At 70.9% G+C, this 23,895-nt stretch carries 30 protein-coding genes; 19 read left to right on the top strand and 11 right to left on the bottom strand.

Annotation, left to right across the window (positions count from 1 at the left end; translation table 11 throughout):
- The first annotated feature begins 78 nt into the window (after positions 1–78).
- Positions 79–579, top strand: coding sequence for a metallophosphoesterase family protein (locus ABFX51_RS10725; protein ID WP_346053619.1), 501 nt, complete (start codon positions 79–81; stop codon positions 577–579).
- On the opposite strand, the gene ABFX51_RS10720 is transcribed toward ABFX51_RS10725, so the two are convergent.
- Positions 580–1,740: a saccharopine dehydrogenase family protein gene (locus ABFX51_RS10720; RefSeq protein ID WP_346053618.1), complete on the bottom strand. Its 1,161-nt coding sequence runs from the start codon at positions 1,738–1,740 to the stop codon at positions 580–582.
- Positions 1,741–1,788: 48 nt separating this feature from the next.
- Between ABFX51_RS10720 and ABFX51_RS10715 the strand changes: the two genes are divergently transcribed.
- Genes ABFX51_RS10715 through ABFX51_RS10700 form a run of 4 tightly spaced genes read left to right on the top strand, consistent with a single transcriptional unit; the run spans position 1,789 to position 3,842 of the window.
- On the top strand, positions 1,789–2,232 hold the full coding sequence (locus tag ABFX51_RS10715) for a MaoC family dehydratase (protein WP_245782908.1): 444 nt from the start codon (positions 1,789–1,791) through the stop codon (positions 2,230–2,232).
- A 49-nt stretch (positions 2,233–2,281) separates the two neighbouring features.
- A complete protein-coding gene (locus ABFX51_RS10710) occupies positions 2,282–2,497 on the top strand; it encodes a GNAT family N-acetyltransferase (RefSeq protein ID WP_346053651.1) in 216 nt (71 codons plus the stop codon).
- 56 nt (positions 2,498–2,553) lie between these two features.
- Positions 2,554–2,883: a WhiB family transcriptional regulator gene (locus tag ABFX51_RS10705; RefSeq protein WP_091504552.1), complete on the top strand. Its 330-nt coding sequence runs from the start codon at positions 2,554–2,556 to the stop codon at positions 2,881–2,883.
- Positions 2,862–3,842: a TIGR03557 family F420-dependent LLM class oxidoreductase gene (locus ABFX51_RS10700; RefSeq protein WP_091504551.1), complete on the top strand. Its 981-nt coding sequence runs from the start codon at positions 2,862–2,864 to the stop codon at positions 3,840–3,842. The genes ABFX51_RS10705 and ABFX51_RS10700 overlap by 22 nt, the downstream gene beginning before the upstream one ends.
- Before the next feature lie 8 nt (positions 3,843–3,850).
- Here ABFX51_RS10700 and shbA read toward each other — a convergent pair whose 3' ends face one another.
- Positions 3,851–4,522, bottom strand: a complete 672-nt coding sequence (shbA, locus tag ABFX51_RS10695; protein ID WP_177228547.1) for an RNA polymerase sigma factor ShbA — start codon at positions 4,520–4,522, stop codon at positions 3,851–3,853.
- Positions 4,523–4,798: 276 nt separating this feature from the next.
- Entirely contained in the window at positions 4,799–5,230 is a 432-nt protein-coding gene (locus tag ABFX51_RS10690; RefSeq protein WP_091504550.1) for a GtrA family protein, read from the bottom strand.
- Between the two features lie 99 nt (positions 5,231–5,329).
- Between ABFX51_RS10690 and ABFX51_RS10685 the strand changes: the two genes are divergently transcribed.
- Together ABFX51_RS10685 and ABFX51_RS10680 are read left to right on the top strand one after the other, a co-directional pair.
- The gene (locus ABFX51_RS10685) at positions 5,330–5,773 is read left to right on the top strand and encodes a hypothetical protein (RefSeq protein ID WP_091504549.1); all 444 of its coding nucleotides are present in this window, start codon (positions 5,330–5,332) and stop codon (positions 5,771–5,773) included.
- A 133-nt stretch (positions 5,774–5,906) separates the two neighbouring features.
- Positions 5,907–6,218 carry a HesB/IscA family protein gene (locus ABFX51_RS10680; RefSeq protein ID WP_091504833.1) on the top strand — a complete coding sequence of 104 codons (312 nt, stop codon included), beginning with the start codon at positions 5,907–5,909 and terminating at the stop codon, positions 6,216–6,218.
- A 548-nt stretch (positions 6,219–6,766) separates the two neighbouring features.
- On the opposite strand, the gene ABFX51_RS10675 is transcribed toward ABFX51_RS10680, so the two are convergent.
- Together ABFX51_RS10675 and ABFX51_RS10670 are read right to left on the bottom strand one after the other, a co-directional pair.
- Positions 6,767–7,447 (bottom strand): HAD family hydrolase, encoded by a 681-nt coding sequence (locus tag ABFX51_RS10675; RefSeq protein ID WP_346053617.1) that lies wholly within the window; start codon positions 7,445–7,447, stop codon positions 6,767–6,769.
- Between the two features lie 24 nt (positions 7,448–7,471).
- Positions 7,472–8,389 carry a 2-hydroxyacid dehydrogenase gene (locus tag ABFX51_RS10670; RefSeq protein ID WP_346053616.1) on the bottom strand — a complete coding sequence of 306 codons (918 nt, stop codon included), beginning with the start codon at positions 8,387–8,389 and terminating at the stop codon, positions 7,472–7,474.
- Between the two features lie 89 nt (positions 8,390–8,478).
- On the opposite strand from ABFX51_RS10670, the gene ABFX51_RS10665 reads away from it, so the two are divergent.
- The 11 genes from ABFX51_RS10665 to ABFX51_RS10615 are packed head-to-tail and all read left to right on the top strand — an operon-like array spanning position 8,479 to position 17,271.
- Positions 8,479–9,300, top strand: coding sequence for a CoA transferase subunit A (locus ABFX51_RS10665; RefSeq protein ID WP_091504546.1), 822 nt, complete (start codon positions 8,479–8,481; stop codon positions 9,298–9,300).
- A gap of 38 nt (positions 9,301–9,338) precedes the next feature.
- Positions 9,339–10,064, top strand: coding sequence for a CoA-transferase subunit beta (locus ABFX51_RS10660; protein WP_091504832.1), 726 nt, complete (start codon positions 9,339–9,341; stop codon positions 10,062–10,064).
- Positions 10,061–11,236 (top strand): thiolase family protein, encoded by a 1,176-nt coding sequence (locus ABFX51_RS10655; RefSeq protein WP_091504545.1) that lies wholly within the window; start codon positions 10,061–10,063, stop codon positions 11,234–11,236. Before ABFX51_RS10660 ends, ABFX51_RS10655 begins: the two co-directional genes overlap by 4 nt.
- A gap of 18 nt (positions 11,237–11,254) precedes the next feature.
- Positions 11,255–11,998 carry a protocatechuate 3,4-dioxygenase subunit beta gene (gene pcaH, locus ABFX51_RS10650; RefSeq protein ID WP_091504544.1) on the top strand — a complete coding sequence of 248 codons (744 nt, stop codon included), beginning with the start codon at positions 11,255–11,257 and terminating at the stop codon, positions 11,996–11,998.
- Positions 11,995–12,540 (top strand): protocatechuate 3,4-dioxygenase subunit alpha, encoded by a 546-nt coding sequence (gene pcaG / locus ABFX51_RS10645; protein ID WP_091504543.1) that lies wholly within the window; start codon positions 11,995–11,997, stop codon positions 12,538–12,540. Before pcaH ends, pcaG begins: the two co-directional genes overlap by 4 nt.
- Positions 12,533–13,867 carry a 3-carboxy-cis,cis-muconate cycloisomerase gene (pcaB, locus tag ABFX51_RS10640; RefSeq protein ID WP_091504542.1) on the top strand — a complete coding sequence of 445 codons (1,335 nt, stop codon included), beginning with the start codon at positions 12,533–12,535 and terminating at the stop codon, positions 13,865–13,867. The genes pcaG and pcaB overlap by 8 nt, the downstream gene beginning before the upstream one ends.
- Positions 13,864–14,640: a 3-oxoadipate enol-lactonase gene (gene pcaD, locus ABFX51_RS10635; RefSeq protein ID WP_091504541.1), complete on the top strand. Its 777-nt coding sequence runs from the start codon at positions 13,864–13,866 to the stop codon at positions 14,638–14,640. The genes pcaB and pcaD overlap by 4 nt, the downstream gene beginning before the upstream one ends.
- Complete coding sequence (pcaC, locus tag ABFX51_RS10630) at positions 14,637–15,032, top strand: 4-carboxymuconolactone decarboxylase (protein ID WP_091504540.1); 396 nt, start codon at positions 14,637–14,639, stop codon at positions 15,030–15,032. The genes pcaD and pcaC overlap by 4 nt, the downstream gene beginning before the upstream one ends.
- Positions 15,033–15,042: 10 nt before the next feature.
- Entirely contained in the window at positions 15,043–15,837 is a 795-nt protein-coding gene (locus ABFX51_RS10625) for an IclR family transcriptional regulator (RefSeq protein ID WP_091504539.1), read from the top strand.
- Positions 15,830–16,405 carry a nucleotidyltransferase family protein gene (locus ABFX51_RS10620; protein WP_091504538.1) on the top strand — a complete coding sequence of 192 codons (576 nt, stop codon included), beginning with the start codon at positions 15,830–15,832 and terminating at the stop codon, positions 16,403–16,405. The genes ABFX51_RS10625 and ABFX51_RS10620 overlap by 8 nt, the downstream gene beginning before the upstream one ends.
- Positions 16,402–17,271, top strand: a complete 870-nt coding sequence (locus ABFX51_RS10615) for an AAA family ATPase (protein WP_091504537.1) — start codon at positions 16,402–16,404, stop codon at positions 17,269–17,271. Before ABFX51_RS10620 ends, ABFX51_RS10615 begins: the two co-directional genes overlap by 4 nt.
- A 491-nt stretch (positions 17,272–17,762) precedes the next feature.
- Here the strand turns inward: ABFX51_RS10615 and ABFX51_RS10610 are convergent, their stop codons facing one another.
- A complete protein-coding gene (locus ABFX51_RS10610) occupies positions 17,763–18,371 on the bottom strand; it encodes a TetR/AcrR family transcriptional regulator (RefSeq protein ID WP_346053615.1) in 609 nt (202 codons plus the stop codon).
- A gap of 50 nt (positions 18,372–18,421) precedes the next feature.
- Here ABFX51_RS10610 and ABFX51_RS10605 point away from each other — a divergent pair, with 50 nt between their 5' ends.
- The gene (locus tag ABFX51_RS10605) at positions 18,422–19,951 is read left to right on the top strand and encodes an FAD-dependent monooxygenase (protein ID WP_091504535.1); all 1,530 of its coding nucleotides are present in this window, start codon (positions 18,422–18,424) and stop codon (positions 19,949–19,951) included.
- Here the strand turns inward: ABFX51_RS10605 and ABFX51_RS10600 are convergent.
- The 5 genes from ABFX51_RS10600 to ABFX51_RS10580 form a co-directional block, all read right to left on the bottom strand.
- A complete protein-coding gene (locus tag ABFX51_RS10600) occupies positions 19,908–20,654 on the bottom strand; it encodes an ESX secretion-associated protein EspG (RefSeq protein ID WP_245782906.1) in 747 nt (248 codons plus the stop codon). The genes ABFX51_RS10605 and ABFX51_RS10600 overlap by 44 nt on opposite strands.
- A 2-nt stretch (positions 20,655–20,656) precedes the next feature.
- Positions 20,657–21,991 (bottom strand): PPE domain-containing protein, encoded by a 1,335-nt coding sequence (locus ABFX51_RS10595; protein ID WP_177228546.1) that lies wholly within the window; start codon positions 21,989–21,991, stop codon positions 20,657–20,659.
- A 7-nt stretch (positions 21,992–21,998) separates the two neighbouring features.
- Complete coding sequence (locus ABFX51_RS10590) at positions 21,999–22,601, bottom strand: DUF3558 domain-containing protein (RefSeq protein WP_091504533.1); 603 nt, start codon at positions 22,599–22,601, stop codon at positions 21,999–22,001.
- 8 nt (positions 22,602–22,609) lie between these two features.
- Entirely contained in the window at positions 22,610–23,050 is a 441-nt protein-coding gene (locus tag ABFX51_RS10585) for a hypothetical protein (RefSeq protein ID WP_091504532.1), read from the bottom strand.
- Positions 23,051–23,192: 142 nt separating this feature from the next.
- Positions 23,193–23,861 carry a DUF3558 domain-containing protein gene (locus tag ABFX51_RS10580; protein WP_346053614.1) on the bottom strand — a complete coding sequence of 223 codons (669 nt, stop codon included), beginning with the start codon at positions 23,859–23,861 and terminating at the stop codon, positions 23,193–23,195.
- Between the last annotated feature and the right edge of the window lie 34 nt (positions 23,862–23,895).

The following is a 23,895-nucleotide window of genomic DNA, read 5'->3' as shown; positions in this document are numbered from 1 at the left end:
CGGCGGAATCCGGACAACAGGGATGAAGGTTACGGGCGCCCGGTGGCGCCCGGAAAAGCGGGTGTGTACAGGTGGGACATGCGCCTTCTGCTCCTCGCCGACACCCACGTGCCCAAACGCGCCCGCGTTCTGCCGGAGGAGGTCTGGCAGGCCGTGGACAAGGCTGACGTTGTCATCCATGCGGGTGATTGGGTGGAGGTCGCTCTACTCGACGAACTCGCGGCCCGCAGCCGCCGCCTGATCGGTGTCTACGGCAACAACGACGGCCCTGAGCTGCGGAAACGCCTGCCGGAGATCGCCCGCGAGGAGCTGGACGGCGTGCGGCTGGCGGTGGTGCACGAGACCGGCGCGGCGAAGGGGCGCGAGCAGCGGTGCGCGGCCGCCTTCCCGGACACCGACGTGCTGGTGTTCGGGCACAGCCACATCCCGTGGGACACGGTGGCGGACAACGGTCTCCGCCTGCTCAACCCCGGCTCGCCCACCGACCGCCGCCGCCAGCCCGTCTGCACGTACCTGACCGCCACGATCGCGAAGGGACGGTTGCGCGACGTCGAGCTGCACCCGTTGCCACGCCGGTGATCACACGACGCGGAACACCAGCCCGGCGTCCACGAGCCTGCCCAGCAACGCGTCGCCCATCGCGGCGGCCGTCGTGACCTGACCGGACGTCGGGGGCAGGTCGTCGAAGGCAAGGCACAGGGCGGATTCGCCGAGCATCTTCGCCGTTTCGTCGTAACCGGGATCGCCGCCGCACACTTCGGTCACCACCCGCCTGCCGCCGCCCTCGCCGACGAACCGCGCCGTGAACCGCGACCGGGCCCGGCGTTCCTCGCCCGGGCCGCTGCCGGGGGAGCGCAGTCCGGAAAGCGCCTTCCTGGCCGGGGGCACCTGGGCCAGTGCCGCGAGCGCGCCGAGGCCCGCCGTCGCTCCCACCACTGAGGACAGGTGCCGGAACGCCGCGTGGTGCCGGTAGCGGAAATCCGGGCCGTACGCGGGCAACAGCCGTGCGGACAGCGCCACCACCTTCGGGTCGATCGTCGGCAGCGGCACCAGCCAGCGCCCGGTTTCCGCGTCGCGGTGGAGCGAACCCGGTCCACTGTGCACACGGCGTCCCGCCGGCCTGCCCTCCGCGGCGGCCCGCTCGCGTGCCGCGCGGACCATCGGCAGCGGCCGGGCGAACACGCCCAGCGCCGAGGCGTACGTGCCGCCGGAGAACGTCGCGTTCGTGCTCACCGACCCCGAGATCCGCAGCGGCACGCCCTCCGGCAACTGCTTGACGGTGTAGAACACGCCGAGGTCGTGCGGGATCGAGTCGAACCCGCAGGCGTGGACGAGCCGTGCGCCGGTGCGCTCGGCCGTCGCGTGGTGGCGCAGGTACATCCGGTCGAAGAACTCCGGTTCACCACACAGGTCCAGGTAGTCCGTGCCCGCTTCGGCGCAGGCGGCCACGAGCGGTTCGCCGTGGGCGAGGTAGGGCCCGACCGTCGTCGCGACGACCTTCGTCTTCCCCGCCAGTTCCCGCAGCGACACCGGATCTGCCACGTCGGCCTCCAGTAGCGGCAACGACTCCCACTTCGCCCCGAGGCGCCGCCGGACCGCTTCGAGCCGGTCCCGGTTGCGCCCGGCGAGTGCCCAGCGCCCTCCCTCCGGCATGCGCCGTGCGAGGTACTCGGCGGTCAGCCCGCCGGTGAAGCCGGTCGCGCCGAGGAGGACCAGGTCGAAGCTCCGCTGCTCAGCCATGCGGAAGACCATACCGGGAGTATGTCCGGCACATGGTTAGCTACGCTCATGACCGACCGGTACTTCGAGGACTACGTCCCGGGTTCGACGCACGAGTTCGGCAACGTCAAGGTGACCGAGGCCGAGATCGTCGAGTTCGCGACGAGGTACGACCCGCAGCCCTTCCACGTCGACGCCGCCGCCGCGGCGGACGGTCCGTTCGGCGGGCTGATCGCGAGCGGCTGGCACACCGCGAGCCTGATGATGCGCCTGCTCGCGGACAACTACCTGTCCCCGGTGTCGAGCCTCGGCAGCCCCGGCATCGACGAGCTGCGCTGGCCGAAGCCCGTGCGGCCGGGGGACGAGCTGCGGCTGCGGGTGCACGTCGTGGAGAGCAGGCCCTCGAAGTCCAAGCCGGACCGCGGTCTGGTGCGCAGCCGCATCGAACTGCTCAACCAGGACGAGGAGATCGTCTTCTCCGCGCTGGCGCTGAACTTCGTGCTCCGCCGGTGAAGATCACGCGGGTACCCGTAGACCACCCAGCCACGCGACTGGCGAGGAGATCGACCGGGCGCTCGCGTCGGCCCTGCTGAGGACGGCGGAGGAAGAAGCGGTGCGAAACGGTGCACAAGTGATGCGCCTGGACACCCGTGCCGATCTCGTCGAAGCGAGGGCGCTCTACGCGAAGCACGGATACCAGGAGGTCGAGCCGTACGGGGAGCGGTTGTACGCGGATCATTGGCTCGTGAAGAACTTTCCTGCCGCCCGCAGGGTGTAGCGACGGGAGAACCGGGGTAGTCCCGGCGCGACAGCACGTCGCGAGGGAGTTCGAACATGGCGGACACGTCACGGCTGCCCACCCCGGTCGCCGAAACCTGGGAGTGGCAGCGCCACGGCAATTGCCGGAACCTCGACAGCTCGGTCTTCTTCCATCCTGACGGAGAACGCGGCTTCGCGCGCGCCGACCGGGTCGCCAGGGCCAAGCGCATCTGCATGTCCTGCCCGGTGATCGTCGAGTGCCGTCACCACGCGCTGACCGTCGAGGAGCCGTTCGGGGTCTGGGGTGGGCTCGACGAAACCGAGCGCCGCGCCGCCATCGCGCGCCGCAAGCAGCTGCAGGCCGAGGCGGAGAAGGAGCAGGAGTGCGTTTCGGTTACACGCTGATGACCGAGCAGGCCGGGCCGAAGGAGCTGGTCCGGCACGCGCGGGCGGCCGAGGAGTGCGGGTTCGCCTTCGAGGTCTCCAGCGACCACTACTTCCCGTGGCTCGACGAGCAGGGGCACGCGCCGTACGCGTGGAGCGTGCTGGGCGCGGTCAGCCAGGTCACCGAGCGGGTGGAGCTGTTGAGCTTCGTGACGTGCCCGACGGTGCGGTACCACCCCGCGGTGGTCGCGCAGAAGGCCGCGACCGTGTCCCTGTTGTCCGACAACAGGTTCATCCTCGGGCTGGGGGCCGGCGAGAACCTCAACGAGCACGTCGTGGGCCGCGGCTGGCCGCCGGCCAACGTCCGGCACGAGATGCTCAGCGAGGCCGTCGAGATCATCGGTGAGCTGTTCGACGGCGGGTACGTGAACTTCTCGGGACAGCACTTCCGGGTCGACTCGGCGAAGCTGTGGGACCTGCCGGAGCGGCGCACCCCGATCGCGGTCGCGGTGTCCGGGCAGCAGTCGGTGGAGCGGTTCGCGCCGGTCGCCGACGCGATGATCACCACCGAGCCCAACGGTGAGCTGGTCAAGGCGTGGGACGCCGAGCGCACGCAGGTGCGCGAGGACACGACGCGGAAGTTCGCGCAGCTGCCGGTGTCGTTCGGCACCGACCGCGAGGCCGCCGAGCGCAGGGCGCACGAACAGTTCCGCTGGTTTTCGGGCGGCTGGAAGGTCAACGCCGAACTGCCGGGCACGGTCGCGTTCGCGGGCGCGACGCAGTACGTCAGGCAGGCCGACGTGGCCCAGTCGATCCCGTGCGGGGCGGACGTGGACGCGATCGTCGAGGCGGTCAAGCCGTTCGCGGAGGCCGGGTTCACCGACCTCGCGCTCGTCCAGATCGGCGGCGACCAGCAGGACCCGTTCTTCGAGTTCGCGAAGTCGGACCTGCTGCCCGCGCTGGAGAAGGCTTTCGGCTGAGAGCGGTTTCAGTCCACGAGGTCGCCGTCGCGCGTGATCATCGCGCGCAGCTTGGTGAGCGCCCGGTGCTGGGTGACGCGGACGTTGCCCGCGGAGATGCCCAGCGCCTCGGCCGTCTCGTTGGCGGACAGGCCCACGACCAGCCGCAGGGTGAGGATCTCCTGCTGCAGCGGCGGCAGCGTGGCGAGCAGCTTGCTCAGCCGGTCGCCGAGGTCGCCGTCGAGCACGCGCTTCTCGGGCTCGTTGTCCGTCAGCGGCCGTTCCGGCAGCTCGGCCACGGGGTCCGACCGGTCGCGGGAGACCAGGCGGTAGGCGTCGGCGACCTTGTTGGACGCGATGGCGTGCACGAGGTAGAGGAACGAGCCGCCGCGGTCCTGGTAGTTCGGCAGTGCGTGCAGGACGGCCAGGCAGACCTCCTGCGCGACGTCGTCGGCCGAGAGGTAGGACAGGTCGCGGCCGCCGAGCCGGGCCCGGCAGTACCGGACGGCGACGGGCGTGATCAGCGCGATCAGCTTGCTGACTGCGACGGGGTCTCCTCCGGCGGCCTCCTTGACGGCAGGGTCGAGCTCTTCCTTCGTGAGCCGAGAGGCGGCTCCACGCGGGAAGGACTGCGGCGTGGTGAACCCGGGCACCTGCGCCTCGGCGGGCACGGCGGTGACAGGCGGGACTTCGGTTCTCATGGTCGACTCCCCAACGACAACGGCGACCCTACGACCGGTCATCGTCGGGCCCTCGTCTGTCACCCACGGTGAGCGGACACTCCCCTAAAAGATCCCTGCCGACCCGCTCCCGAAGCGACTGAGCGTAATCGTAAGCGGCGAGTGAAAGTTGAACAAGGACTGTTCAAGAGATACCCCGTTTGCAGCAGCGGAATGCTCACGAATGCATTCTTCGCGGTTACTCAGGGCGGTTACGTGCGAGTTCTGTGCGCACCCGATACCGGTGCGTGGGAAATGTCAGCCAGTGGTGAAAACCCACCAACGAAGGACGATGAATCGTAAAATGCCGCCCACCGCGCTCGTGGCGGCGAGCACCACCGCTTCCAGCGTCGCCGAGGGCGAGCCGACCAGCCAGTGCAGCAGTACGAGGACGAGCGAGCCGTAGCTGGCGTAGAACGCGAAAGTGCCTGCGGACTGCAAATGCAGTTTCGCGACCGAAGCCTTCATGTGCGCGAACGTGACGCGGCGGTGGAACTCCGTGTTGGCGATCGTGGTGAGCCCGATGGCGAGGACGTTCGCGGCGAACGAGTCGACGAAGGGGCGGGCGGCGAGGAAAACGAGTTCCTGCAGCCCCGTGGTGACCACGCCTGCCACCACGTACCAAACCACCGGATGGGTGACGTCGAGCCCGCGGTCGGCCCGCGGCCCGCTCCACTGCGCGGTGGTCATGACGCTCAATTTACCTAGCCTCAGCAACTTCTTGCACTCTACAACCGAGTGACCTTGATCTCGGGTTTGCCCGGTCCTGACCTCGGGTATCGCCTCCCCATGAGCGAGGCGCACGGACACCCAGTACCCGATTCCGTCGAATCCGACCCGGCCGCGTTGAACAGCGCGGAGGACCTCGACGAAGACCGGCTGCGCGTCGATCCGCTCGAGGAGGGCATCGAGCCGCCCGAGCGCTACGCCTTCTCCGACGGCTTCGGCACGACGCCGAACGAGGAGCGCGAGGGCAAGCCGTTGGAGGACCGGCTGCGCGAGGAGCGCCCGGACGTCCAGCCCGAGGACCCGGACCAGCCCACGACGGCGACGACCCCGGCCGAGCAGCTCGACGAGACGGTCGACGACGAGTCGGGCGCACCCACGACCCTCGTGGACGAGGACGCCGAGTCGTCCAACGGCGTGGATTCGGTCGAGGAGAACCAGAACGCCGACAAGCCCGGCGGCTCGGTCGCGGAGACCTTCCGGACCCCGCCCACGCGGCCGGAGTGATATCGGTCACGCAGCGCATGAACTGGGGAGATGGCCGCTTTTTCGGGGAAGCTGCCGGTGTCACCCGGCGTGACCATTCCGAGACCTCTACGGTCGCGGATACGAGCGCACGTAAACCGAAGGGATGAACACCATGCTCGCGATGACCGACGCCGCCGCCGAGGCGATCAGCGCGCTGACCGCCCAGGAAGGCAAGCAGGAAACGGGTGGGCTGCGCTTCGCGGTGCAGGCCCAGCAGGACGAGGGCGCGCAGCTCGCGCTCTCCCTGGCGGAGCAGCCGGAGGCGGGTGACCAGGTCCTCGGCGCCGACGGCGGAGCCAGGGTCTTCCTCGAGCCGCAGGCGGCCCAGTTCCTGGATGACAAGGTCCTCGACGTCCAGCAGGACGACCAGGGGCAGCTGAACTTCGCCGTGATGCCGGCCCCCGGCGCGGCCGCGGGAGTCTGACGGCTCCAGCACTCGACGGCCGGCTCCCCTGGGTGCGGGGAGCCGGCCGTTGGCGTTTTCGGTGGGGTTGCGGCGGAGCCGCGCCACTCCCCGTCGCGGTCAGGCCCGGGGCCCGCTGCTGCCCCGCCCTGGCCAGCCGCTGAGCCAATTCAAGTCCGCCACGGCAGCTATAGCCACCTTCGCGCCGTCGCGGCGGTCGGCGTCGCCCCCGAGGCAATCCGCTGGCTGGTTCCGGCCCGATCCCAGCTCGGCCCGGCAGCTACACTGGAGCCCCGCTGGCCCGCTTCCGGCCCGGCGGGCTCCCGCCACTCGAAGGCAAGCCACTGGCCCGCTCCCGACCGGGGCCCAGCCCGTCGGCTACCGCCATCTCGCTGGCCCGCTTCCGGCCCCGGCCCCATCCGGCGACCACCCCCTTCGCGCCGTCGCCGCGCTGATCCGCCTGTCCCTGTCACGCCCCCGGAGGTTCGCCCACCCGGCAACCGCTCCAGCCCCGCCCACCGCCCGGGTCCCGCCGCGTCGCCCGTCGTCCCAGCCCCCGCCCGCTCACCTCAAAAATGCGCCAGCAACTCCGGGAACCGCTCCAGCCGCAGCACGCGGTCGTCGCCGGGGTCGAGTTCGTCGTGCTCCAGCACCCACGTGTGCTCGTTCGGGATGAACACCGCGTTCAGCCCGGCGCGCCGCGCGGGCAGGATGTCCGACTTGGGCGAATTGCCGATCATCCACGTCCGTTCGGGCCGCAGCGAGTGCTCCTCGATCAGCTCCAGGTACGTGCCGGCGTGCTTCTCCCGCACGATGTGGACGGCCGCGAAGTGGTGGTCGAGCCCGGACGCGTCGATCTTGCGCTGCTGCTCCTCCCGGTCGCCCTTCGTGAGCAGCAGCAGGTGGTGCCGGGAGGCGAGTTCCTCCAGGGTCTCGGCGACCCCGGGGATCAGCTCCACCTTGTGCTGGATCAGCGCGTCGGCAAGACCGAGGATCTCCTCGCGCTCCGCCGGCGTCGCCGGGCGTTCGCGGAGGTGCTCGAAACAGTCGCGCAGGCTGCGCAGGAACACCTTCGTGCCGTAGCCGTGCGCACTCGCGTTCGCCCGTTCGATGTCGTCCAGGACTGCACGCAGCGCGGCGCGGTCCAGTGTCGGGTGGGCGAGCCAGTCGAGGTAGTCGTCGATGACCCGCTCGAAGATGACGTTGTTCTCCCAGAGCGTGTCGTCGGCGTCGAGAATCAGCGTGGGCACGCCGGAACAGTACTTCCGTACCAGTCAGCGGCGCACGGGATTTACCGGCTCCTCGCCGTTCAGCACGGCGGCGACGTTGCGCGCCGCGAGCAGGGCCATCTCCGTGCGCGTCTCGACCGTCGCCGAACCGAGGTGCGGCGTGAGCACGACGTTGTCCAGCTCCAGCAACCGCGGCTCGACCTCCGGCTCGCGCTCGAACACGTCCAGCCCCGCACCCGCGATCTCGTTGGCCAGCAACGCATCCGCGAGCGCGGACTCGTCGACCACCGGGCCACGCGTCGTGTTGATGAGGAACGCGGTGTGCTTCATGGCAGAAAGCGCCTTCGCGTCGATCAGGTGCCGCGTCTCCGGCGTCAACGGGCAGTGCAGCGACACCACGTCCGCCACGCGCAGCAGGTCCTCCTTCGGCTGTGACCGTCCACTGTAGACGACCCGCATCCCGAACGCCTCGGCCCGGCGCGCCACCGCCTTGCCGATCTGGCCCGGACCGATGATGCCCAGTGTCTTGCCCTGCAGTCCCGAACCGAGCATGAACCCGAGGTGGAACGACCACGGCTTGCGGGCCCGCAGCAGCCGGTCGCCCTCGGCGATGCGGCGGGTGAGCGCGAGCAGCAGGCCGAAGGTGAGGTCGGCGGTCGCGTCGGTGAGCACGTCCGGTGTGTTCGTGACGACCACTCCGCGCTCGACGAGCGCGGGCACGTCGATGTTGTCGTACCCCACCGCTACGTTGGCGACCACGCGCAGCTGGGGGCCCGCGGCATCGGCGACGGCGCCGTCGATCCGGTCGTGCAGCATGCTCACGATCGCCGACGCGCCGGCCACGGCCTCCTGCAGCTCTTCCTGTGTGAGGGGGCGGTCCGCGTCCGAAACCACCACCTCGCCCAGTGCGCGCAGCTCCACCAGAGCCGCCTCCGGAACCCGCCTCGTCACCACGATCCGCATGCCCCACACCTTTCCTTGCGCGACCGGCCCGCACCAAGTATGTTCTCATACAGAACGAGTGTGCGTAATGCGAACGAAGGTTGTAGCTCATGGCCGAGATACTGTCCCTGCACGACGCCGTCGCGCGCCTGGTGCACGACGGTGACACCGTCGCGCTGGAGGGGTTCACGCACCTCATCCCGCACGCGGCCGGGCAGGAGATCATCCGCCAGCGCCGCCGGGACCTGACGCTGGTCCGGATGACGCCGGACATCGTGTACGACCAGCTGATCGGCGCCGGCTGCGCGCGCAAGCTGGTGTTCTCGTGGGGTGGCAACCCGGGGGTCGGCTCGCTGCACCGCTTCCGTGACGCGGTGCAGAACTCGTGGCCGGTGCCGCTGGAGATCGAGGAGCACAGCCACGCGGGGATGGCCAACCGGTACGTGGCCGGCGCGTCCGGGCTGCCGTTCGCGGTGCTGCGCGGCTACACCGGCACGGACCTGCCGAAGTACACCGACACGATCAAGCAGATCACGTGCCCGTTCACGGGTGAGCAGCTCGCGGCCGTGCCCGCGCTGAACCCGGACGTGTCGATCATCCACGCGCAGCGCGCCGACCGCGCGGGCAACGTGCAGATCTGGGGTCTGGTGGGCGTGCAGAAGGAGGCCGTGCTCGCCGCGAAGCGCAGTCTCGTCACCGTCGAGGAGGTCGTCGACGAGCTGGAACCGGTGCCGGGTCAGCTGATCCTGCCTTCGTGGGCCGTCACGGCCGTGGCCGAGGTGCCGCACGGGGCGCACCCGTCGTACGCGCAGGGCTACTACGAACGGGACAACGAGTACTACGAGTATTGGGATTCCATTGGCCGGAATCGGGACTCGTTCGAACAGTGGCTGGACGAGAAGGTGTTCGGCATGGAGGGAGCGGCGAAGTGACGGCCACGACCGAAGAGCGGACGTACACGTCCGACGAGATGATGTCGATCGCCGCGGCCCGCGCGTTGTCCGGCGGCCAGCGGTGTTTCGTGGGCATCGGCCTGCCCTCGACCGCGGCCAACCTGGCGCGCCGCACCCACGCGCCCGACCTCGTGCTGATCTACGAATCCGGCACGCTCGGGTCCAAGCCGAGCAGGCTGCCCGCCTCGATCGGTGACGGCATCCTCGCGGAGACCGCGGACGCGGTGATCAGCGTGCCCGAGGTGTTCAACTACTGGCTGCAGCCCGGCCGCATCGACGTCGGCTTCCTCGGCGCCGCGCAGCTGGACAAGTTCGGCAACATCAACACCACCGTGATCGGGGACGACTACGCGCACCCCAAGGTCCGGTTGCCCGGCGCCGGTGGCGCGCCGGAGATCGCCGCGTCCTGCCACGAGGTGTACGTGGTGGTGCGGCAGAGCAAGCGCAGCTTCGTCGAGAAGGTCGACTTCATCACCTCGTTCGGGCACGGCACGGGCCGGGGTGACCGGGAGAAGCTCGGCCTGCGTGGCGCCGGCCCGACGCTGGTGATCACCGACCTCGGCGTGTTCCGGCCCGACGAGACGGGCGAACTGGTGCTCACCCAGGTGCACGAAGGGGTGGACGTCGAGCAGGTGCGTGAGGCGACGGGCTGGGACCTGAAGGTCTCGCCCGAGCTGTCCCGCACGCCGCCCCCCACCGAGGCCGAACTGCAGACCCTCCGCGAACTCAAGGCGGCCAAGTGACAGACGCATTCGTTCTCGACGCCATCCGAACCCCGTTCGGCCGCTACGGCGGCGCGCTGGCGAAGGTCCGCCCCGACGACCTCGCCGCGCACGTGCTGAAGGCGCTGCGTGAGCGCAGCGAACTCGACCCGGCCACCGTCGACGAGGTCGTCCTCGGTGACGCGAACCAGGCGGGGGAGGACAACCGCAACGTCGCCCGCATGGCCGCGCTGCTCGCGGGCTGGCCGACGAGCGTGCCGGGCACGACCGTGAACCGGCTGTGCGGCTCGGGGCTCGACGCCGTCATGCAGGCGAGCCGCTCGATCGCGACCGGGGACGCGTCGCTCGTCGTCGCCGGTGGCGTGGAGTCGATGAGCCGCGCGCCGATGATCCTGCTGAAGCCGGAGAAGGCGTTCGCGGCGGGCAACCAGACGCTGCACTCGAGCACGCTGGGCTGGCGCATGGTCAACCCGGAGATGCCCGAGCAGTGGACGATCTCGCTGGGCGAGAGCACGGAGCGGCTCGCCGAGCGCTACGGGATCGGCCGCGAGGCGCAGGACGAGTTCGCGTTGCGCAGCCACCTCAACGCGGCGAAGGCGTGGGACGCCGGGTTCTACGACGACCACGTGGTCCCGGTGCCCGGCACCGAGCTGACCCGCGACGAGGGCATCCGGCCCGATTCCACTCTGGACAAGCTGGCGAAGCTCAAGCCGTCCTTCCGCAAGGACGGCACGATCACCGCCGGCAACGCCTCGCCGCTCAACGACGGCGCGTCCGCCGTGTTGCTGGGTGACCAGAAGGCCGCCGACCGGCTCGGCAAGACCCCGCTGGCCCGCATCGCGGGGCGTGGTGCCGCGGGCGTCGACCCGGACGTCTTCGGCATCGGCCCGGTGCGGGCCGCGGAGATCGCGCTGGAGCGCGCCGGCATCGGCTGGGAGGACCTCAAGGCCGTCGAGCTGAACGAGGCGTTCGCCGCGCAGTCGCTGGCGTGCCTGGCCGACTGGCCGAAGCTGGACCCGTCGATCGTCAACGTCAACGGCGGGGCCATCGCGATCGGGCACCCGCTGGGCGCGTCCGGCGGCCGCATCCTCGGCTCGCTGGCGTACGAGCTGCGCCGCCGCGGTGGCGGCTGGGGGCTCGCCGCGATCTGCATCGGCGTCGGCCAGGGGCTGGCCGTTGTCCTGGAAGCCTGAGAGGAAAGGGAAAGTGCTATGGCAGCACCGACGAGCGACAAGCTGATCCTGCCGCGGTACCGGCGGGATCCGCAGGGCACGCACCCGCCGCTGGACTCGCCCGGCTACCGGTCCACGGCGCTCCGCCACCCCCAGCAGCCGCTGACCCTGCTGCCGCACATGCTCACCGAGGTCACCGGCCCGCTGCTCGGCCCCGGCAGGCTCGGCGAGCACGACAACGACCTCACCAAGCAGCACGACGGTGAGCCGATCGGGCAGCGGATCATCGTGCACGGCAGGCTGCTCGACGGCAACGGCAAGCCGATCCCGAACTCGCTGATCGAGATCTGGCAGGCCAACGCGGCGGGCCGCTACCGGCACATCGGGGACAACTGGCCCGGCCCGCTCGACCCGAACTTCACCGGTGCCGGCCGCACGGTCACCGACTCGGAAGGCCGGTACGAGTTCACCACGATCAAGCCGGGCGCGTACCCGTGGAAGAACCACGACAACGCCTGGCGTCCGGCGCACATCCACTTCTCGGTGTTCGGCACGGCGTTCACCCAGCGCCTCGTCACCCAGATGTACTTCCCCGGCGATCCGCTGTTCTTCCAGGACCCGATCTTCAACTCGGTCCCGGACGAGAAGGCCCGCCAGCGGATGATCTCGAAGTTCGACCTGAGCCGCACCGTCGACCACTGGGCGCTGGCGTTCGAGTTCGACATCGTGGTGCGCGGCCGCGAGGCGTCGGTCTTCGAAAACGAGGAGGAAGAGGACGAATGACCACCCCTTCGCAGACCGTCGGCCCGTACCTGTCGCTCGGCCTGCCCTGGGAGGACGGCCCCACCGTCGTGCCCGAGGGCACCCCGGGCGCGGTGTGGATCCGCGGCGTCGTCACCGACGGCGCGGGTAACCCGATCCCGGACGCGCTGGTGGAGACGTGGCAGGCCGACCCGAACGGCCGCTTCGACCACCCCGACGACCCGCGTGGCCGGGTGCCCGGCTTCCGCGGCTTCGGCCGCTGCCCGACCGAGCCCGACGGCAGCTACGGAATCCTGACGCTCGTGCCCGGCGCGGTGCCTGGGCAGGACGGCCGGACGCAGGCCCCGCACATCGACGTGTCGGTGTTCGGCCGCGGCATGCTCGACCGGGTGGTCACGCGGATCTACTTCCCCGAGAACACCGACGCCAACGCGGCCGACGAGGTGCTGCGGTCGGTGCCCGAGGACCGGCGGCACACACTGGTCGCGGAGAAGACCGAGGACGGCTACCGGTTCGACGTGCGCGTGCAGGGCGAAGGCGAGACAGTATTTTTCGATGTCTGAGCTGTTCGACCCGGTACTGGCCGCGGGTGCCGTCCGTGACGAGGTGAGCGACGCGGCCTGGCTGCGGGCGCTCCTCGACGTCGAGGCGGCGCTCGCCCAGGCCGAGGCCGACGCCGGGGTGGTCCCGCGCGAGCACGCCGAGCGCATCGCCGAGGTGTGCCGCGAGGGCTACTTCGACGTGGCGGAGATCGGGGCGAAGTCGGTCGGCGTCGGCAACCCGGCGGCGCCGCTCGTCCGTGAGATCACCACGAAGGTCGGCGGCGAGGCGGCCCGGTACGTGCACTTGGGCGCGACGAGCCAGGACATCGTGGACAGTGCCGCGATGCTCGTGGCCAAACGGGCACTCGAAGCGCTGCGTGAGGACGTCGAGGCAGCGGCCGAGCACGCCGCGCGCCTTGCCCGGGAGCACGCGGGCACGGTGCAGGCCGGGCGAACCCTGTTGCAGCAGGCGATCCCGGTGACGTTCGGCTTCACGGCGGCGGGCTGGCTGTCCGGTTTGGACAGTGCGGCGCGCAGGCTAGCGCAGCTGCGCCCCGCCGCGCAGCTCGGCGGCGCGACGGGCACCCTCGCTTCCCTCGGTGAAGCCGGGCCCGCGGTGCTGGCGGCGTTCAGCCGTCGGCTGGACCTGGCGGAGCCCGCGTTGCCGTGGCACACCGAACGCACCCGCATCGCGGAGCTGACCGGGGCGCTCGGTGAGCTGTCCGGAGTGGTGGGCGGCGCGAGCCGCACGATCACCCTGCTGGCCCAGACCGAGGTGGCCGAGGTCGCGGAGATCGCCGAGGGCAGCGGTGGCTCCTCCACCATGCCGCACAAGCGGAACCCGGTGGCGGCGGTCGCCGCGCAGGCGGCCGCGCAGCAGGCGCCGGGGCTGGTCGCCACGCTGCTCGCCGCGATGACCCAGGAACACCAGCGTGCCGCCGGCTCGTGGCACGCCGAATGGCGGCCGCTCACGGAGTTGTTCCGCGGCACGGGTTCCGCGGTCCACTGGCTGCGCACCAGCTTCGAGCGGCTGCGGGTCGATCCCGCACGGATGAGGCAGAACCTCGACGCGACCGGCGGGGCGATCCTGTCCGAGCGGGTCACCACCGAGCTGGCGAAGGACACCGGGCGCCTCGCGGCCCATGACGCCGTCACGGCGTGCACCAAGCGCGCACTGGCCGGTGAAGGTGCGCTGGCCGACCTCCTGGCGGAGGATCCGCTGGTGGGCAAGCACCTCTCGCGGGAGCGCATCGAGCGGCTGCTCGACCCCGCGGACTATCTTGGCAGCGCGCGTGTGTTCGTCGAACGCGCGCTGGCCGCCCATGCCGAGCGAAAGGGGAGTTCGTGAGCGTCGAGGTGCACCACGTGCTCGAAGGTCCCGCCGACGCGCCCGTCGTGGTGCTGAGCAACTCCATCGGCAGCACGCTGGAGATGTGGGACCCGCAGCTGAAACCGTTGCTGGACAACGGGTTCCGCGTGCTCCGGTACGACACCCGCGGCCACGGCCGCTCGCCGGTGCCGCCGGGCCCGTACGGCATCGACGACGTGGGCGGTGACGTGCTGGCGCTGCTCGACCGGCTGGAGATCTCCGCGGCCCACTTCGTGGGGCTGTCGCTGGGTGGCATGACGGGCATCTGGCTCGGGCAGAACGCGCCGGACCGCGTGCGCAGTCTCGTGCTGTGCTGCACGTCGGCCCAGCCCGGCAACACGCAGATGTGGCTCGACCGCGTCCAGCAGGTGCGGGCGCAGGGCATGGCGAAGATCGCCGAGGGCAGCATCACCCGCTGGTTCACCCAGGAGTGGATCGACGCGCATCCCGAGAAGGCGAAGGAACTGCAGGCGATGACGGCGGAGACGCCCGCCGACGGCTACACGGCCTGCTGTGAGCTGCTCGCCGACCTGGACCTCGTCCCCGCGCTGCCGAAGATCACCGCGCCCACGCTGGTCATCTCCGGCGCCGACGACAAGGCCCTGCCGCCGGACCACGGCCGCGTCATCGCCGACGGCGTGCACGGCGCGCGGTTCGAGGTCGTCGAGCACGCCGCCCACCTGGGCAGCTACGAGCAGGCCGAGCGTTTCACCCAGCTGATCCTGGAGCACCTGAAGGGGGCCGACGCGTGAGTGACGAGCTGTACGAAGCCGGCATGAAGGTCCGCCGCGAGGTGCTGGGCGACGCCCACGTCGACCGCGCGGGTGCGAACACCACCGAGTTCACCCAGAAGTTCCAGGACTACATCACGCGCGCGGCGTGGGGCTCGATCTGGACCCGCGAGGGCCTGGACCGCAAGACGCGCAGCTGCATCACCCTCGCCGTGCTCACCGCGCTGCACTGCGAGAACGAGATCCCGATGCACGTGCGGGCCGCGATCACCAACGGCCTCACCCCGGACGAGATCGGCGAGGTGCTGCTGCACACCGGCGTCTATGCGGGTGTACCCGCCGCGAACGCCGCGTTCGCGCTGGCGCAGCGCACACTCGCGGAGCTGGGCGAGCCCTCCGCGCAGCCACGTTAGTCTGCTCGGCATGGACAACGAGGAGCGCGCGGCGCACCACGTACAGTCGCTGGAACGCGGCCTCGCGGTGATCCGCGCGTTCGGGGCGGGCGCGCCCGAACTCACACTGTCCGATGTGGCCAGGGCGACGGGGCTGACGCGCGCCGCGGCCCGGCGCTTCCTGCTCACGCTGGTGGACCTGGGCTACGTCCGCACCGACGGCAAGTACTTCTCGCTCACCGCGCGGGTGCTCGAACTCGGGTACTCGTTCCTGTCCAGCATGACGTTGCCCGAGGTCGCGCAGCCGCACCTCGAACGGCTGTCGGCCGAGGTGCGGGAATCGAGTTCGGTCTCGGTGCTGGAAGGCACCGACATCGTCTACGTGGCCAGGGTCGCGGTCTCCCGGATCATGACCGTCAGCATCAACGTGGGCACGCGCTTCCCGGCGTACGCCACGTCGATGGGGCACGTGCTGCTCGCCGGTCTCGACGCGCCGGAGCTGGAGAAGTACCTGGCGGAGACCCGGCTGGACAGGCTGACCTCGCACACCCTCACCGAGCCGGAGGCGTTGCGGGCCGAGCTCGAAGCCGTGCGGCGGCTGGGCTGGGCGCTCGTCGACCAGGAGCTGGAGGAGGGGCTGCGCTCGATCGCCGCCCCGATCCGGGACCGGCAGGGCCGGGTGGTCGCGGCGGTGAACGTGTCCACGCACGCCAGCCGGACCACGCGTGAACAGGTCGCCGAGGAGATGCTGCCGCGGTTGCTCGCCACGGCGCGACGGATCGAGGGCGACCTCGCCCACGCCCCGCAGGCGCGCCGCCGTGGGTAGCTGCGCGGGTCTGCTGCTCGCCGCGGGCGCGGGCAGGCGTTTCGGGCGGCCGAAGGCACTCGTCGAACTCGACGGGGAACCGTTGGTGCGCCGCGCGTTGCGGGCGTTGGCGGAGGGCGGGTGCGAGCCCGTGCGCGTGGTTGTGGGCGCTCAGGCCGACGACGTGCGGGCGCTGTTGCCGGACCGGTCGCTCGCCGTGCACGCCGAGGACTGGGAGACGGGCATGGGTGCGTCGCTGCGGGCCGGGCTGCGGGCGCTGCCGGAGGCGGACGCGGTGCTGGTGCACCTCGTCGACCTGCCCAAGGTGGACGCCCGCGTGATCGCCCGGCTGGCCGCGCTCGCGTCGCCGGAAGTAGTGGCGCGCGCGGCGTACGACGGCAAACCAGGACATCCGGTGCTTTTCGGACGCCGCTGGTGGACCGAGATCGCTGACAGCGCCCGGGGCGATCGCGGTGCCCGGGACTGGCTCGCGCCGCGGCAGGACGTGCGTCTGATCGAGTGCGGTGATCTCGGCAGTGGCTTCGACGTGGACACTCCGGCCGATCTGCACCGTAGGGTGGAACCGTGACGGTCAACTCTCCCGAACAGCTGGCGCAGACGCTCGAGAGCGCCGGCTACCTCGCTGACGAAGGTGTCGCCACGGCCGCGTTCCTCGCCCTGCGCATGCAGCGTCCGCTGTTCTGCGAGGGCGAGCCCGGCACGGGGAAGACGTCGCTCGCGGTCGCCCTTTCGCGCTCGCTGGAGCTGCCGCTGATCCGCCTGCAGTGCCACGAGGGCATCGACGCGGCGCAGGCGCTGTACGAGTGGGATTTCCCGCGGCAGCTGCTGCACCTGCGCGCGCTCGAAGCGGGCAGCGAGAGCCTGGACGTGGAGGCGGCGGAGCAGTCGCTGTACACCGAGCGGTTCCTGCTGGCGCGGCCGTTGCTGAAGGCGCTGACGACCGCGCCGTGCGTGCTCCTGGTGGACGAGATCGACCGCGCGGACGACGAGTTCGAGGCGTTCCTGCTGCAGCTGCTCGACGAGAACGCCGTGACGATCCCGGAGTACGGGGAGGTGCGGGCGGAGCAGCCGCCGCTGGTGATCCTCACGTCGAACCGCACCCGCGAGGTGCATGACGCGTTGAAGCGCCGGTGCCTGTACCACTGGCTGGAGCACCCGGATCTGGCTCGCGAGGTCGCCATCCTGCGCCGTCGCCTGCCCGGCATCGGCGAACGCCTGGCGACGCAGGTGTCGGTGGCCGTGCGGCGGCTGCGGGAGCTGGAGCTGCTGAAGCCGCCCGGGGTGGCGGAGTCGCTGGACTGGGCGCAGGCGCTGCTGGCACTGGGGCGCGACGAGCTGGACGTGGAGGCAGCCGCGCGCACCCTCGGCGCGGTGCTGAAGTACACCGAGGACATGGAACGCGTCCGCGCAAAGCTCGACGCCCTCCTGGCCTGAGGCGCTTCGGAAAGCGCTTGCGGGGCGGGCGACCGGGCTGTGCCAGGGTATTGCGCCGCCGCCCCGTGGCGCTCCTGTCCCCTGCGACACCCCAACGGCCCCCCACTGGCTCGCACTGCGGCATTTCCTGCCGTTACTCACGGTGGCCGCAGGGTGTTGCGCCGCCGGTGGCGCGCGGCCGCCTCACATCACGCCCGCCTCGCCTCACCGCGCCGCGCCACCAGCCGCTCAAGGGGCGCCGCGGCGGCCTCGGTGCCCGTCGCACCGCGCCGCCACTCGCCTCCGCACTTCCTGCCGCCGGCACGGCCCGCGCGCCACTCCCCGCTGGTGTCGCGCCACCCCCCTCGCGGCTCCGTCGCTGGCCCGCGCCGCCGCGCGCCGCTGCGCCGCATTGCCCCGCCGCTAGCCCGCGCCGCCGCCTCGCGCAGCCCCGCCGGTGGTGCCGCCCGGCGCGCCGCGCCGCCGCCCCACCCCTCAACCCCCACCCGAGGTCACCCAACCGTCCCCAGCCCCCGCTCCACCAGATCGAAGGCCCGGTCCACCACCGCGGGCTGGTCGCGGTACACCTCGTCGGGGTCGGCGCCCGCGAGCATGCGGTTCGTGGCGTGCCGGTAGATCGTTTCCAGCGCGGCGGCGAGCAGGTTCGCCATGAGTTCGGCGTCCAGTGGGGCGAACTCCTCGGCCAGCAGCGTGTTCAGCGTCTCCGCGATCTCGCGCGACTGTTCGAGCACCCGGCCACGCAGCGCCGGACTCGCCTCCACCACGCGCGCGAAGTGGACCACCCCCGGCACCGTCGCGGACAGCGGGTGCCGCTGCGCCAGCAGTTCGTGCTGGTAACGCCGCAGCGCCGCGACCGGTGATTCGCCTTCCGGCCGGGCGCGGATCACCTGCTCCAGGTCCCGCAGACGGTCGGCGTGCCGGTCGAGGAACAGGTCCTCCTTGCGCGGGAAGTAGTTGAACACCGTCATCTTCGACACGCCCGCCGCTTCGGCGACCTCGGCGACCGTGACGTTGTCGAAGCCCCGGCGCAGGAACAACATGCTCGCCACGTCGGAGATGTGCCGTCGCGTGGCCTGCTTCTTCTGCTCGCGGAGCCCCATGCGCATAATTTTACTGGACCAAAACTTTGACTCGGTATAAGTTTGGCGGCATGGACTTCGACGTGGTGGTGGCCGGGGGCGGCCCGGTGGGGTTGATGCTGGCGCTCGAGCTGAGGCTCGCCGACGTGCGGGTGCTCGTGGTCGAGCGACTGTCCGAAGTGGACCAGACGATCAAGGCGGGCTCGATCAACGTGCCCACCGCCGAGGCGTTCTACCGGCGGGGCCTGTGGGCGGCGCTGGAGGAACACCAGCGCCGGGCGTTCGAGCGGATCGCCGCGTTCCAGGGGAAGCCGAAGGCGATGCCGAGGATCGCCGGGCACTTCGCGGGACTGATGGTGGACGCCGACCTGGTGGATGTGGGTGGTCTCCGCGACGCCGGACCGGCGATGCGGCTGCTGCCCGTGGGACAGCAGGCGATCGAGACGGTGCTCGCGGACAAGGTGCGTGAACTGGGCGTGGAGTTGCGCAGGGGCACCGAACTCACCGGCTTCGACGCGGATGAATCGGGCGTCACCGTGCGGCTGGGTGAGGAGTCCGTGCGGGCGGGCTGGCTCGTCGGCTGCGACGGCGGGCGGAGTCTGGTGCGGAAGCTGGCCGGCTTCGACTTCCCCGGCACGGACCCGGAGATCACCGGCAGGCAGGCCCTGGTGGAGCTGACCGGCGAGGAGGCGCTGAAGCCGGGCTGGAACCGGACGGACCGGGGGATCTACGTGCACGGCCCGGTCCCCGGCCGCATCCTCACGGTCGAGTCAGGCGCGCCGGACGACCGGACGACCCCGGTCACGGCCCTGGAACTGGAGGAGAGCCTGCGCCGAGTGTCCGGTGTGGACGTTCGCGTGACGGCCGTGCACTCGGCGACCCGGTTCACGGACAACGCCCGGCAGGCCTCGACGTACCTGCGTGGCCGGGTGCTGCTGGCGGGCGACGCGGCACACGTGCACTCGCCGTTCGGCGGGCAGGGGCTCAACCTCGGCATCGGTGACGCGGTGAACCTGGGCTGGAAGCTCGGGGCGACGGTGCGGGGCTGGGCGCCGGAAGGGCTGCTGGACACCTACACCGCGGAGCGGCACCCGATCGGGGAGTGGGTGCTCGAGTGGACGCGGGCGCAGGTGGCGTTGATGCGGACGGACCCGCGCACGAAGGCGTTGCGGAACGTGGTGGCGGACCTGCTCGCGACGCGGGACGGGGCCACCTACGTGGCGCGGAAGGTATCCGGGATGCTGCACCGCTACCCGATCGAGGGGGAGCACGAGCTCGTCGGCTCCAGTGCGCCGGACTTCGAGTTCGCCGAGGGCAGCCGGTTCGGCGAGCACTGCCACGACGGTCGCGGGGTGCTGTTGGACCTGGCCGATTCGGCGGAACTGCGGCGGCTGGCGGCCGGGTGGGCGCCTCGGGTGCGGGTGCTGAGCGCGAAGTGCACCACTCATCCGGAGCTGTCCGCGGTGCTGGTCCGGCCGGACGGTTTCGTCGCCTGGGCGGGCGACGGGGGACAGGCGGGCCTGGAAAGCGCTTTCCGGACGTGGTTCGGTGCGCCCGTCAGCTCGGGAGGGTCTGCTCCAGCTTCCGCAGGTGTTCGATGATCGCCGTGGGGTGACCCGGCGCGAGGTAGATCTGGGCGTCGCTGCCGGTGCCGGTGGCGTAGTTGAGGTAGCGGCCCCAGTCGGTGTCGGCGTAGTGCAGCGGGGTGTCGAGCTGGTGGTAGCGGTTCAGCTCGTCGCGGTGCGCGACGTACAGCTCGCCGGTGCCGCTCACCGGGCGCTGCAACACGTTGACGAGGTCGCGGATGTCCCAGCTGGGGATGCGGTCTTCGCGGCCGGCTTCCTCCAGCTCGGCGACGCGGATCACGAGTGGGCGCCCGCCGCCGGGCCGCACGTCGGGCAGCTCGGCCACGAGTGATTCGGCCAGCCGGTCGCGGTGGACGGGCTTGAGCGCGATCCCGTCGTCCACCCGCACGGCGACGATGCCCTGCAGCCCGCGGGCCGCGGCGAGGACCCCGTAGGTGCGACGGCCGTCGTGGACCCAGCCGTAGTACTCGACGGAAGCGTTGGTGAGCAACGGAAGCCAGTCGAGGAACTCGACGTCGAGGCGGCCTTGGCGGTCCAGCAGGCCGGCCGCGTCGAGCGACTCCAGCATGCGCCGTTCGGCCGCGCGCTTCTCGTCGTCCGGTAGCCACAGGGGTTCGGGCCGCAGGACGAGGTGGAGCGTGCCCGCCTTCTCCCGCTCGACGGCGCCCGCGAGCGCGTCGAGCGGCAGGGACAGGTAGTCACTGCGGACGGCGGGCATGGCTATTCGCCGATGACCGGCGGAGTCGTGCGGACGTCGGTGCCGAAGATCGAGTCGGGATCGGCCTCGACGAGGTAGTCGGGACGCTGGTGCTCCTCGTCCTCCTCGCCGCGCCCGCGCTGCCCGGCCGCGCCCATCGGGGCGCCGTTCGCGCTGCGGGCCGCGTTCCGGCTCGCGGCCGCTTCCTCGGCGGACGCCGCGCTGGCGAGGTTGCCCGCTCCGCTGCTCTTGCCCGCGCCCAGGCGGCCCTCACCGCTGCCGAGGCGCCCTTCGCCACTGCCGAGCCGACCCTCGCCGCTGCCGAGACGTCCTTCGCCGCTGCCGCCGCGTGCGAGTCGTTCGGACGCGCTGCCACGCCCGAGCCGCTCTTCGGCCGCGCTGCTCCCGCGGCCTGTGGTGCGACGGTTCTCGTCGTCGTACAGCCGGTTCGCGGCGCTGCCACGCCCGCCACCGGTGCCTGTGGAGGTGGTGCCGCGGTTGGGCGTGGGGCCGGGGCGCCGGGTGTTGTCGTAGCCGCCGGAAACGTTCGGCACGTACGCGCTCGTACCGGTGCCGCCGCCCGTGTTCGGGCCGGTGCCGGACAGGTTCGGCGGCGCGCTGACGGGCCCGGGGTTGCCGCCGGTCTGCACGTGGGGCGTGTTGACCGGCGCGGCACCGCTCAAGGTCGGGGGCGCGCTGACGGGACCGCCGCCCTGCGGGCTGCCCACGGAGGAATAGGCCGTGGACGACGAGGCCCGGGTGACGTCGGTGTACCCGGAGCCGATGGAACCGACGTGGGTGACGCTCGACGAGCCGAGGCTGATGGAGGCTGTGTCGGTGGGCAGCACCTTGTAGTCGGTCGGGATGCGGCCGCGTGTGTCACCGGTGGCCGAGCTGTACTGCTCCATGACGCGGACGTTGTTCTCGTTGGCCGCGTTGGTCTTCGCCATGCCTTCCTGGTACGACTTGACGTCGCTCACCGCAAGCGACGGCCCGACGATCGGGATGGCCGACTTGAAGGCGAGGTTCCACCCGCTGGGCTTCTCGGGCGCGGGCGGGACGGGGACGACGTTCGAGCGGGCGTTCTCGAACAGATCGGACTGAACGCTCATCGAGGCGTTGGTGATGACCAGCGGCTCGGCGGAGTCGGTGAACGCCTGCGCGAGCGGGTTGGCACCGGCGTACGCGGCGTTCCCCGAGCTGCCGGTCCAGGCGGCGTTCATGCGGTTCTGCAGGTCGCGGATCGCGGTCGCTTCCTGCTCGTACTCACTGGCCAGCTGCTGCACGGCCTGAGCCGCCGCCTGAAGCGACTGCGAGCTGCCCTGCGTGAAGTTGTGGTAGACCTCGGTCCCGTTCATCCCCATTTCACGAGCCCCCCTGCAAGGTGGTGATCACGGCGGCCGCGACCTGCTCGGCCGCAGCACACGAATCCTGCTGCCCGGAGTAGCCGTCGACTCCCGCGCTGAACGTGAGATCGTCCGCGATTCCCACGTACACCGAGCACTTCCCCTGTGCACGCCGGTCCTGGGTGTCGGCGAAGACCGCCGGATATCCGGAAAGGTCGGTGGGATCGGCGTACGCGTAGCCACCGGCGTCGCGGGTCCGGTAAACGGCGGACAGACCGCCGTTGCGCTCGCCCCGGAGTATCTGGAGCCCGACGCTCAGGTTCTTCGGCTTCGCCCCGCTGACGTCGATCCAACCGCATCCCGGCCCGAACGGGCTGTCGGCGTCGGTGGGGGTCGGATCGCTGAAGCCGAGCTGGGACACCAGCTGCGGTGGCACCAGGTCACATGGGCGGCCGACGTAGGCGCTGGGGTCCAGCGGGTTCGAGACGCGCGGCGCGGCGGAGGCGGCTCCCGACGAGGTCGGCGACGGAGCCGGATTTCCGGCCTGTGGCTGGGAGCAGCCCGAAAGGAGCGCGAGCGAAAGCGCGACGATGCCGGTGGTTATCGCGAGAGGCCGCTTCATCACGCTGACTAGTTCTCCGTAGTGCCCTTGAACGCGGCTTTGTGCGCGTCCTCGTCGGCCTGTTTCGCGTTGGTCGCGTCGGTCAGTTTTTGGATGTAGTTGCCGACGTAGTCCAACATCGACTGGTGCTGGTTGTACAGCAGGTCGAGCGACTCCCGCGCCCGCCGGAGGTAGCCCTGGCTCTCCGGGTCGTCGGCGAGCTGGCTCAGCTGGCCCCGGGCCAACTCGATCAGGTTCTTCTTCTTGGTGATACTCGCCTGGCGGTCTTTCCACATGCCGAGCACGGCGTTCATCTCGTCGATGCTCGGGAAGACGAACCCGCCCTCGCCGCCGGCTTCGGCCACCTTCGTGCCGATCATGCCGTCGGACCCCCAGACGGTGTACGCGCCCTGCTGGGGCTCCACGCCGAGGGCCCGCTCCCAGAAGCCCCCTCCGTCCGCTTCGAGCACAGCTACCTCCCCCGCTCCCACCACGGTGACCGTCTGACGCAGGAGCCTAGCGGACGGTTCCGCCGAACGGCGGCACAATGAACTGATCAGCACCCCGGGCGCGGGCGCCTGCGGGAATCGCCGATCACGGCCAACTCCCGCTTCACGAGCCTCCCTGCAAGGTGGTGATCACGGCGGCCGCGACCTGCTCAGCCGCCGCGCACGAATCTTGTTGGCCGGAGTAGCCGTCCGTGTCGACGGAGAAGGTGCTGTCATCAGTGACCCCGACGACGAGAGCACACTTCCCCTGGCCTCGACGGTCCGTGGTGTCCGCGTAGGCAGCCGGATAGCCGGAGATCTCGGTCGGTTCGACGAACCCGTAGAGGCTGCCGTTCAGCGACTGCACCCTGGCGATTCCTCCGTCGCCCTTGCCGTCGATGACGCCGACGGCGACGTTCAGGTTCTTCCCGTGGGCCGTGCGGACATCGATCCAGCCACAGCCAGGGCCGAGCGGACCGTGGGCGGCACTGGGTTCGGGATCGGAGTAGCCGAGCTGGCTGATGAGCGACGGGGGAACCAGTTCGCAGGGCTTGTCGCTGTACGAGGCGAGCGCGGGAAGCGGGTTGCTCACCTTCGGAGCGGTCGGCGCCGAGGTAGCGGAGGTCGCTGGTGGGAGCGGGGATCCGCCGGTTCTGTCGGTACAGGCCGCGGCCAGCGCGAGGACCGAAGCGGCGACCGCGAGTAAGAGGAGTCCACTCGATCTCATCGTGCGCCCGAGTTCTCCGGAGAAGTCAACGCGGCCCGCTCCCACCACGGTGACCGTCTGACGCAAGAGCCTAGCGGACGGTTCCGCCGAACGGCGGCAC

Source organism: Amycolatopsis dongchuanensis, assembly GCF_039542405.1.
Lineage (GTDB): Bacteria > Actinomycetota > Actinomycetes > Mycobacteriales > Pseudonocardiaceae > Amycolatopsis_E > Amycolatopsis_E sacchari.
The sequence above is the reverse complement of the archived record's forward strand: the minus strand, read 5'-3'. Positions and strand labels throughout refer to the sequence as shown.

Coding starts and splice junctions, on each gene's coding strand:
- ABFX51_RS10610 (WP_346053615.1), bottom strand. CDS start 18,371: ATGGGGCTCCGCGAGCAGAAGAAGCAGGCCACGCGACGGCACATCTCC.
- ABFX51_RS10590 (WP_091504533.1), bottom strand. CDS start 22,601: ATGAAGCGGCCTCTCGCGATAACCACCGGCATCGTCGCGCTTTCGCTC.
- pcaB (WP_091504542.1), top strand. CDS start 12,533: ATGTCTGAGCTGTTCGACCCGGTACTGGCCGCGGGTGCCGTCCGTGAC.
- ABFX51_RS10670 (WP_346053616.1), bottom strand. CDS start 8,389: ATGCGGATCGTGGTGACGAGGCGGGTTCCGGAGGCGGCTCTGGTGGAG.
- ABFX51_RS10605 (WP_091504535.1), top strand. CDS start 18,422: ATGGACTTCGACGTGGTGGTGGCCGGGGGCGGCCCGGTGGGGTTGATG.
- ABFX51_RS10680 (WP_091504833.1), top strand. CDS start 5,907: ATGCTCGCGATGACCGACGCCGCCGCCGAGGCGATCAGCGCGCTGACC.
- ABFX51_RS10705 (WP_091504552.1), top strand. CDS start 2,554: ATGGCGGACACGTCACGGCTGCCCACCCCGGTCGCCGAAACCTGGGAG.
- ABFX51_RS10660 (WP_091504832.1), top strand. CDS start 9,339: ATGATGTCGATCGCCGCGGCCCGCGCGTTGTCCGGCGGCCAGCGGTGT.
- ABFX51_RS10600 (WP_245782906.1), bottom strand. CDS start 20,654: ATGCCCGCCGTCCGCAGTGACTACCTGTCCCTGCCGCTCGACGCGCTC.
- ABFX51_RS10685 (WP_091504549.1), top strand. CDS start 5,330: ATGAGCGAGGCGCACGGACACCCAGTACCCGATTCCGTCGAATCCGAC.
- shbA (WP_177228547.1), bottom strand. CDS start 4,522: ATGAGAACCGAAGTCCCGCCTGTCACCGCCGTGCCCGCCGAGGCGCAG.
- ABFX51_RS10715 (WP_245782908.1), top strand. CDS start 1,789: ATGACCGACCGGTACTTCGAGGACTACGTCCCGGGTTCGACGCACGAG.
- ABFX51_RS10665 (WP_091504546.1), top strand. CDS start 8,479: ATGGCCGAGATACTGTCCCTGCACGACGCCGTCGCGCGCCTGGTGCAC.
- ABFX51_RS10725 (WP_346053619.1), top strand. CDS start 79: ATGCGCCTTCTGCTCCTCGCCGACACCCACGTGCCCAAACGCGCCCGC.
- ABFX51_RS10595 (WP_177228546.1), bottom strand. CDS start 21,991: ATGAACGGGACCGAGGTCTACCACAACTTCACGCAGGGCAGCTCGCAG.
- pcaG (WP_091504543.1), top strand. CDS start 11,995: ATGACCACCCCTTCGCAGACCGTCGGCCCGTACCTGTCGCTCGGCCTG.
- ABFX51_RS10625 (WP_091504539.1), top strand. CDS start 15,043: ATGGACAACGAGGAGCGCGCGGCGCACCACGTACAGTCGCTGGAACGC.
- ABFX51_RS10720 (WP_346053618.1), bottom strand. CDS start 1,740: ATGGCTGAGCAGCGGAGCTTCGACCTGGTCCTCCTCGGCGCGACCGGC.
- pcaH (WP_091504544.1), top strand. CDS start 11,255: ATGGCAGCACCGACGAGCGACAAGCTGATCCTGCCGCGGTACCGGCGG.
- ABFX51_RS10690 (WP_091504550.1), bottom strand. CDS start 5,230: ATGACCACCGCGCAGTGGAGCGGGCCGCGGGCCGACCGCGGGCTCGAC.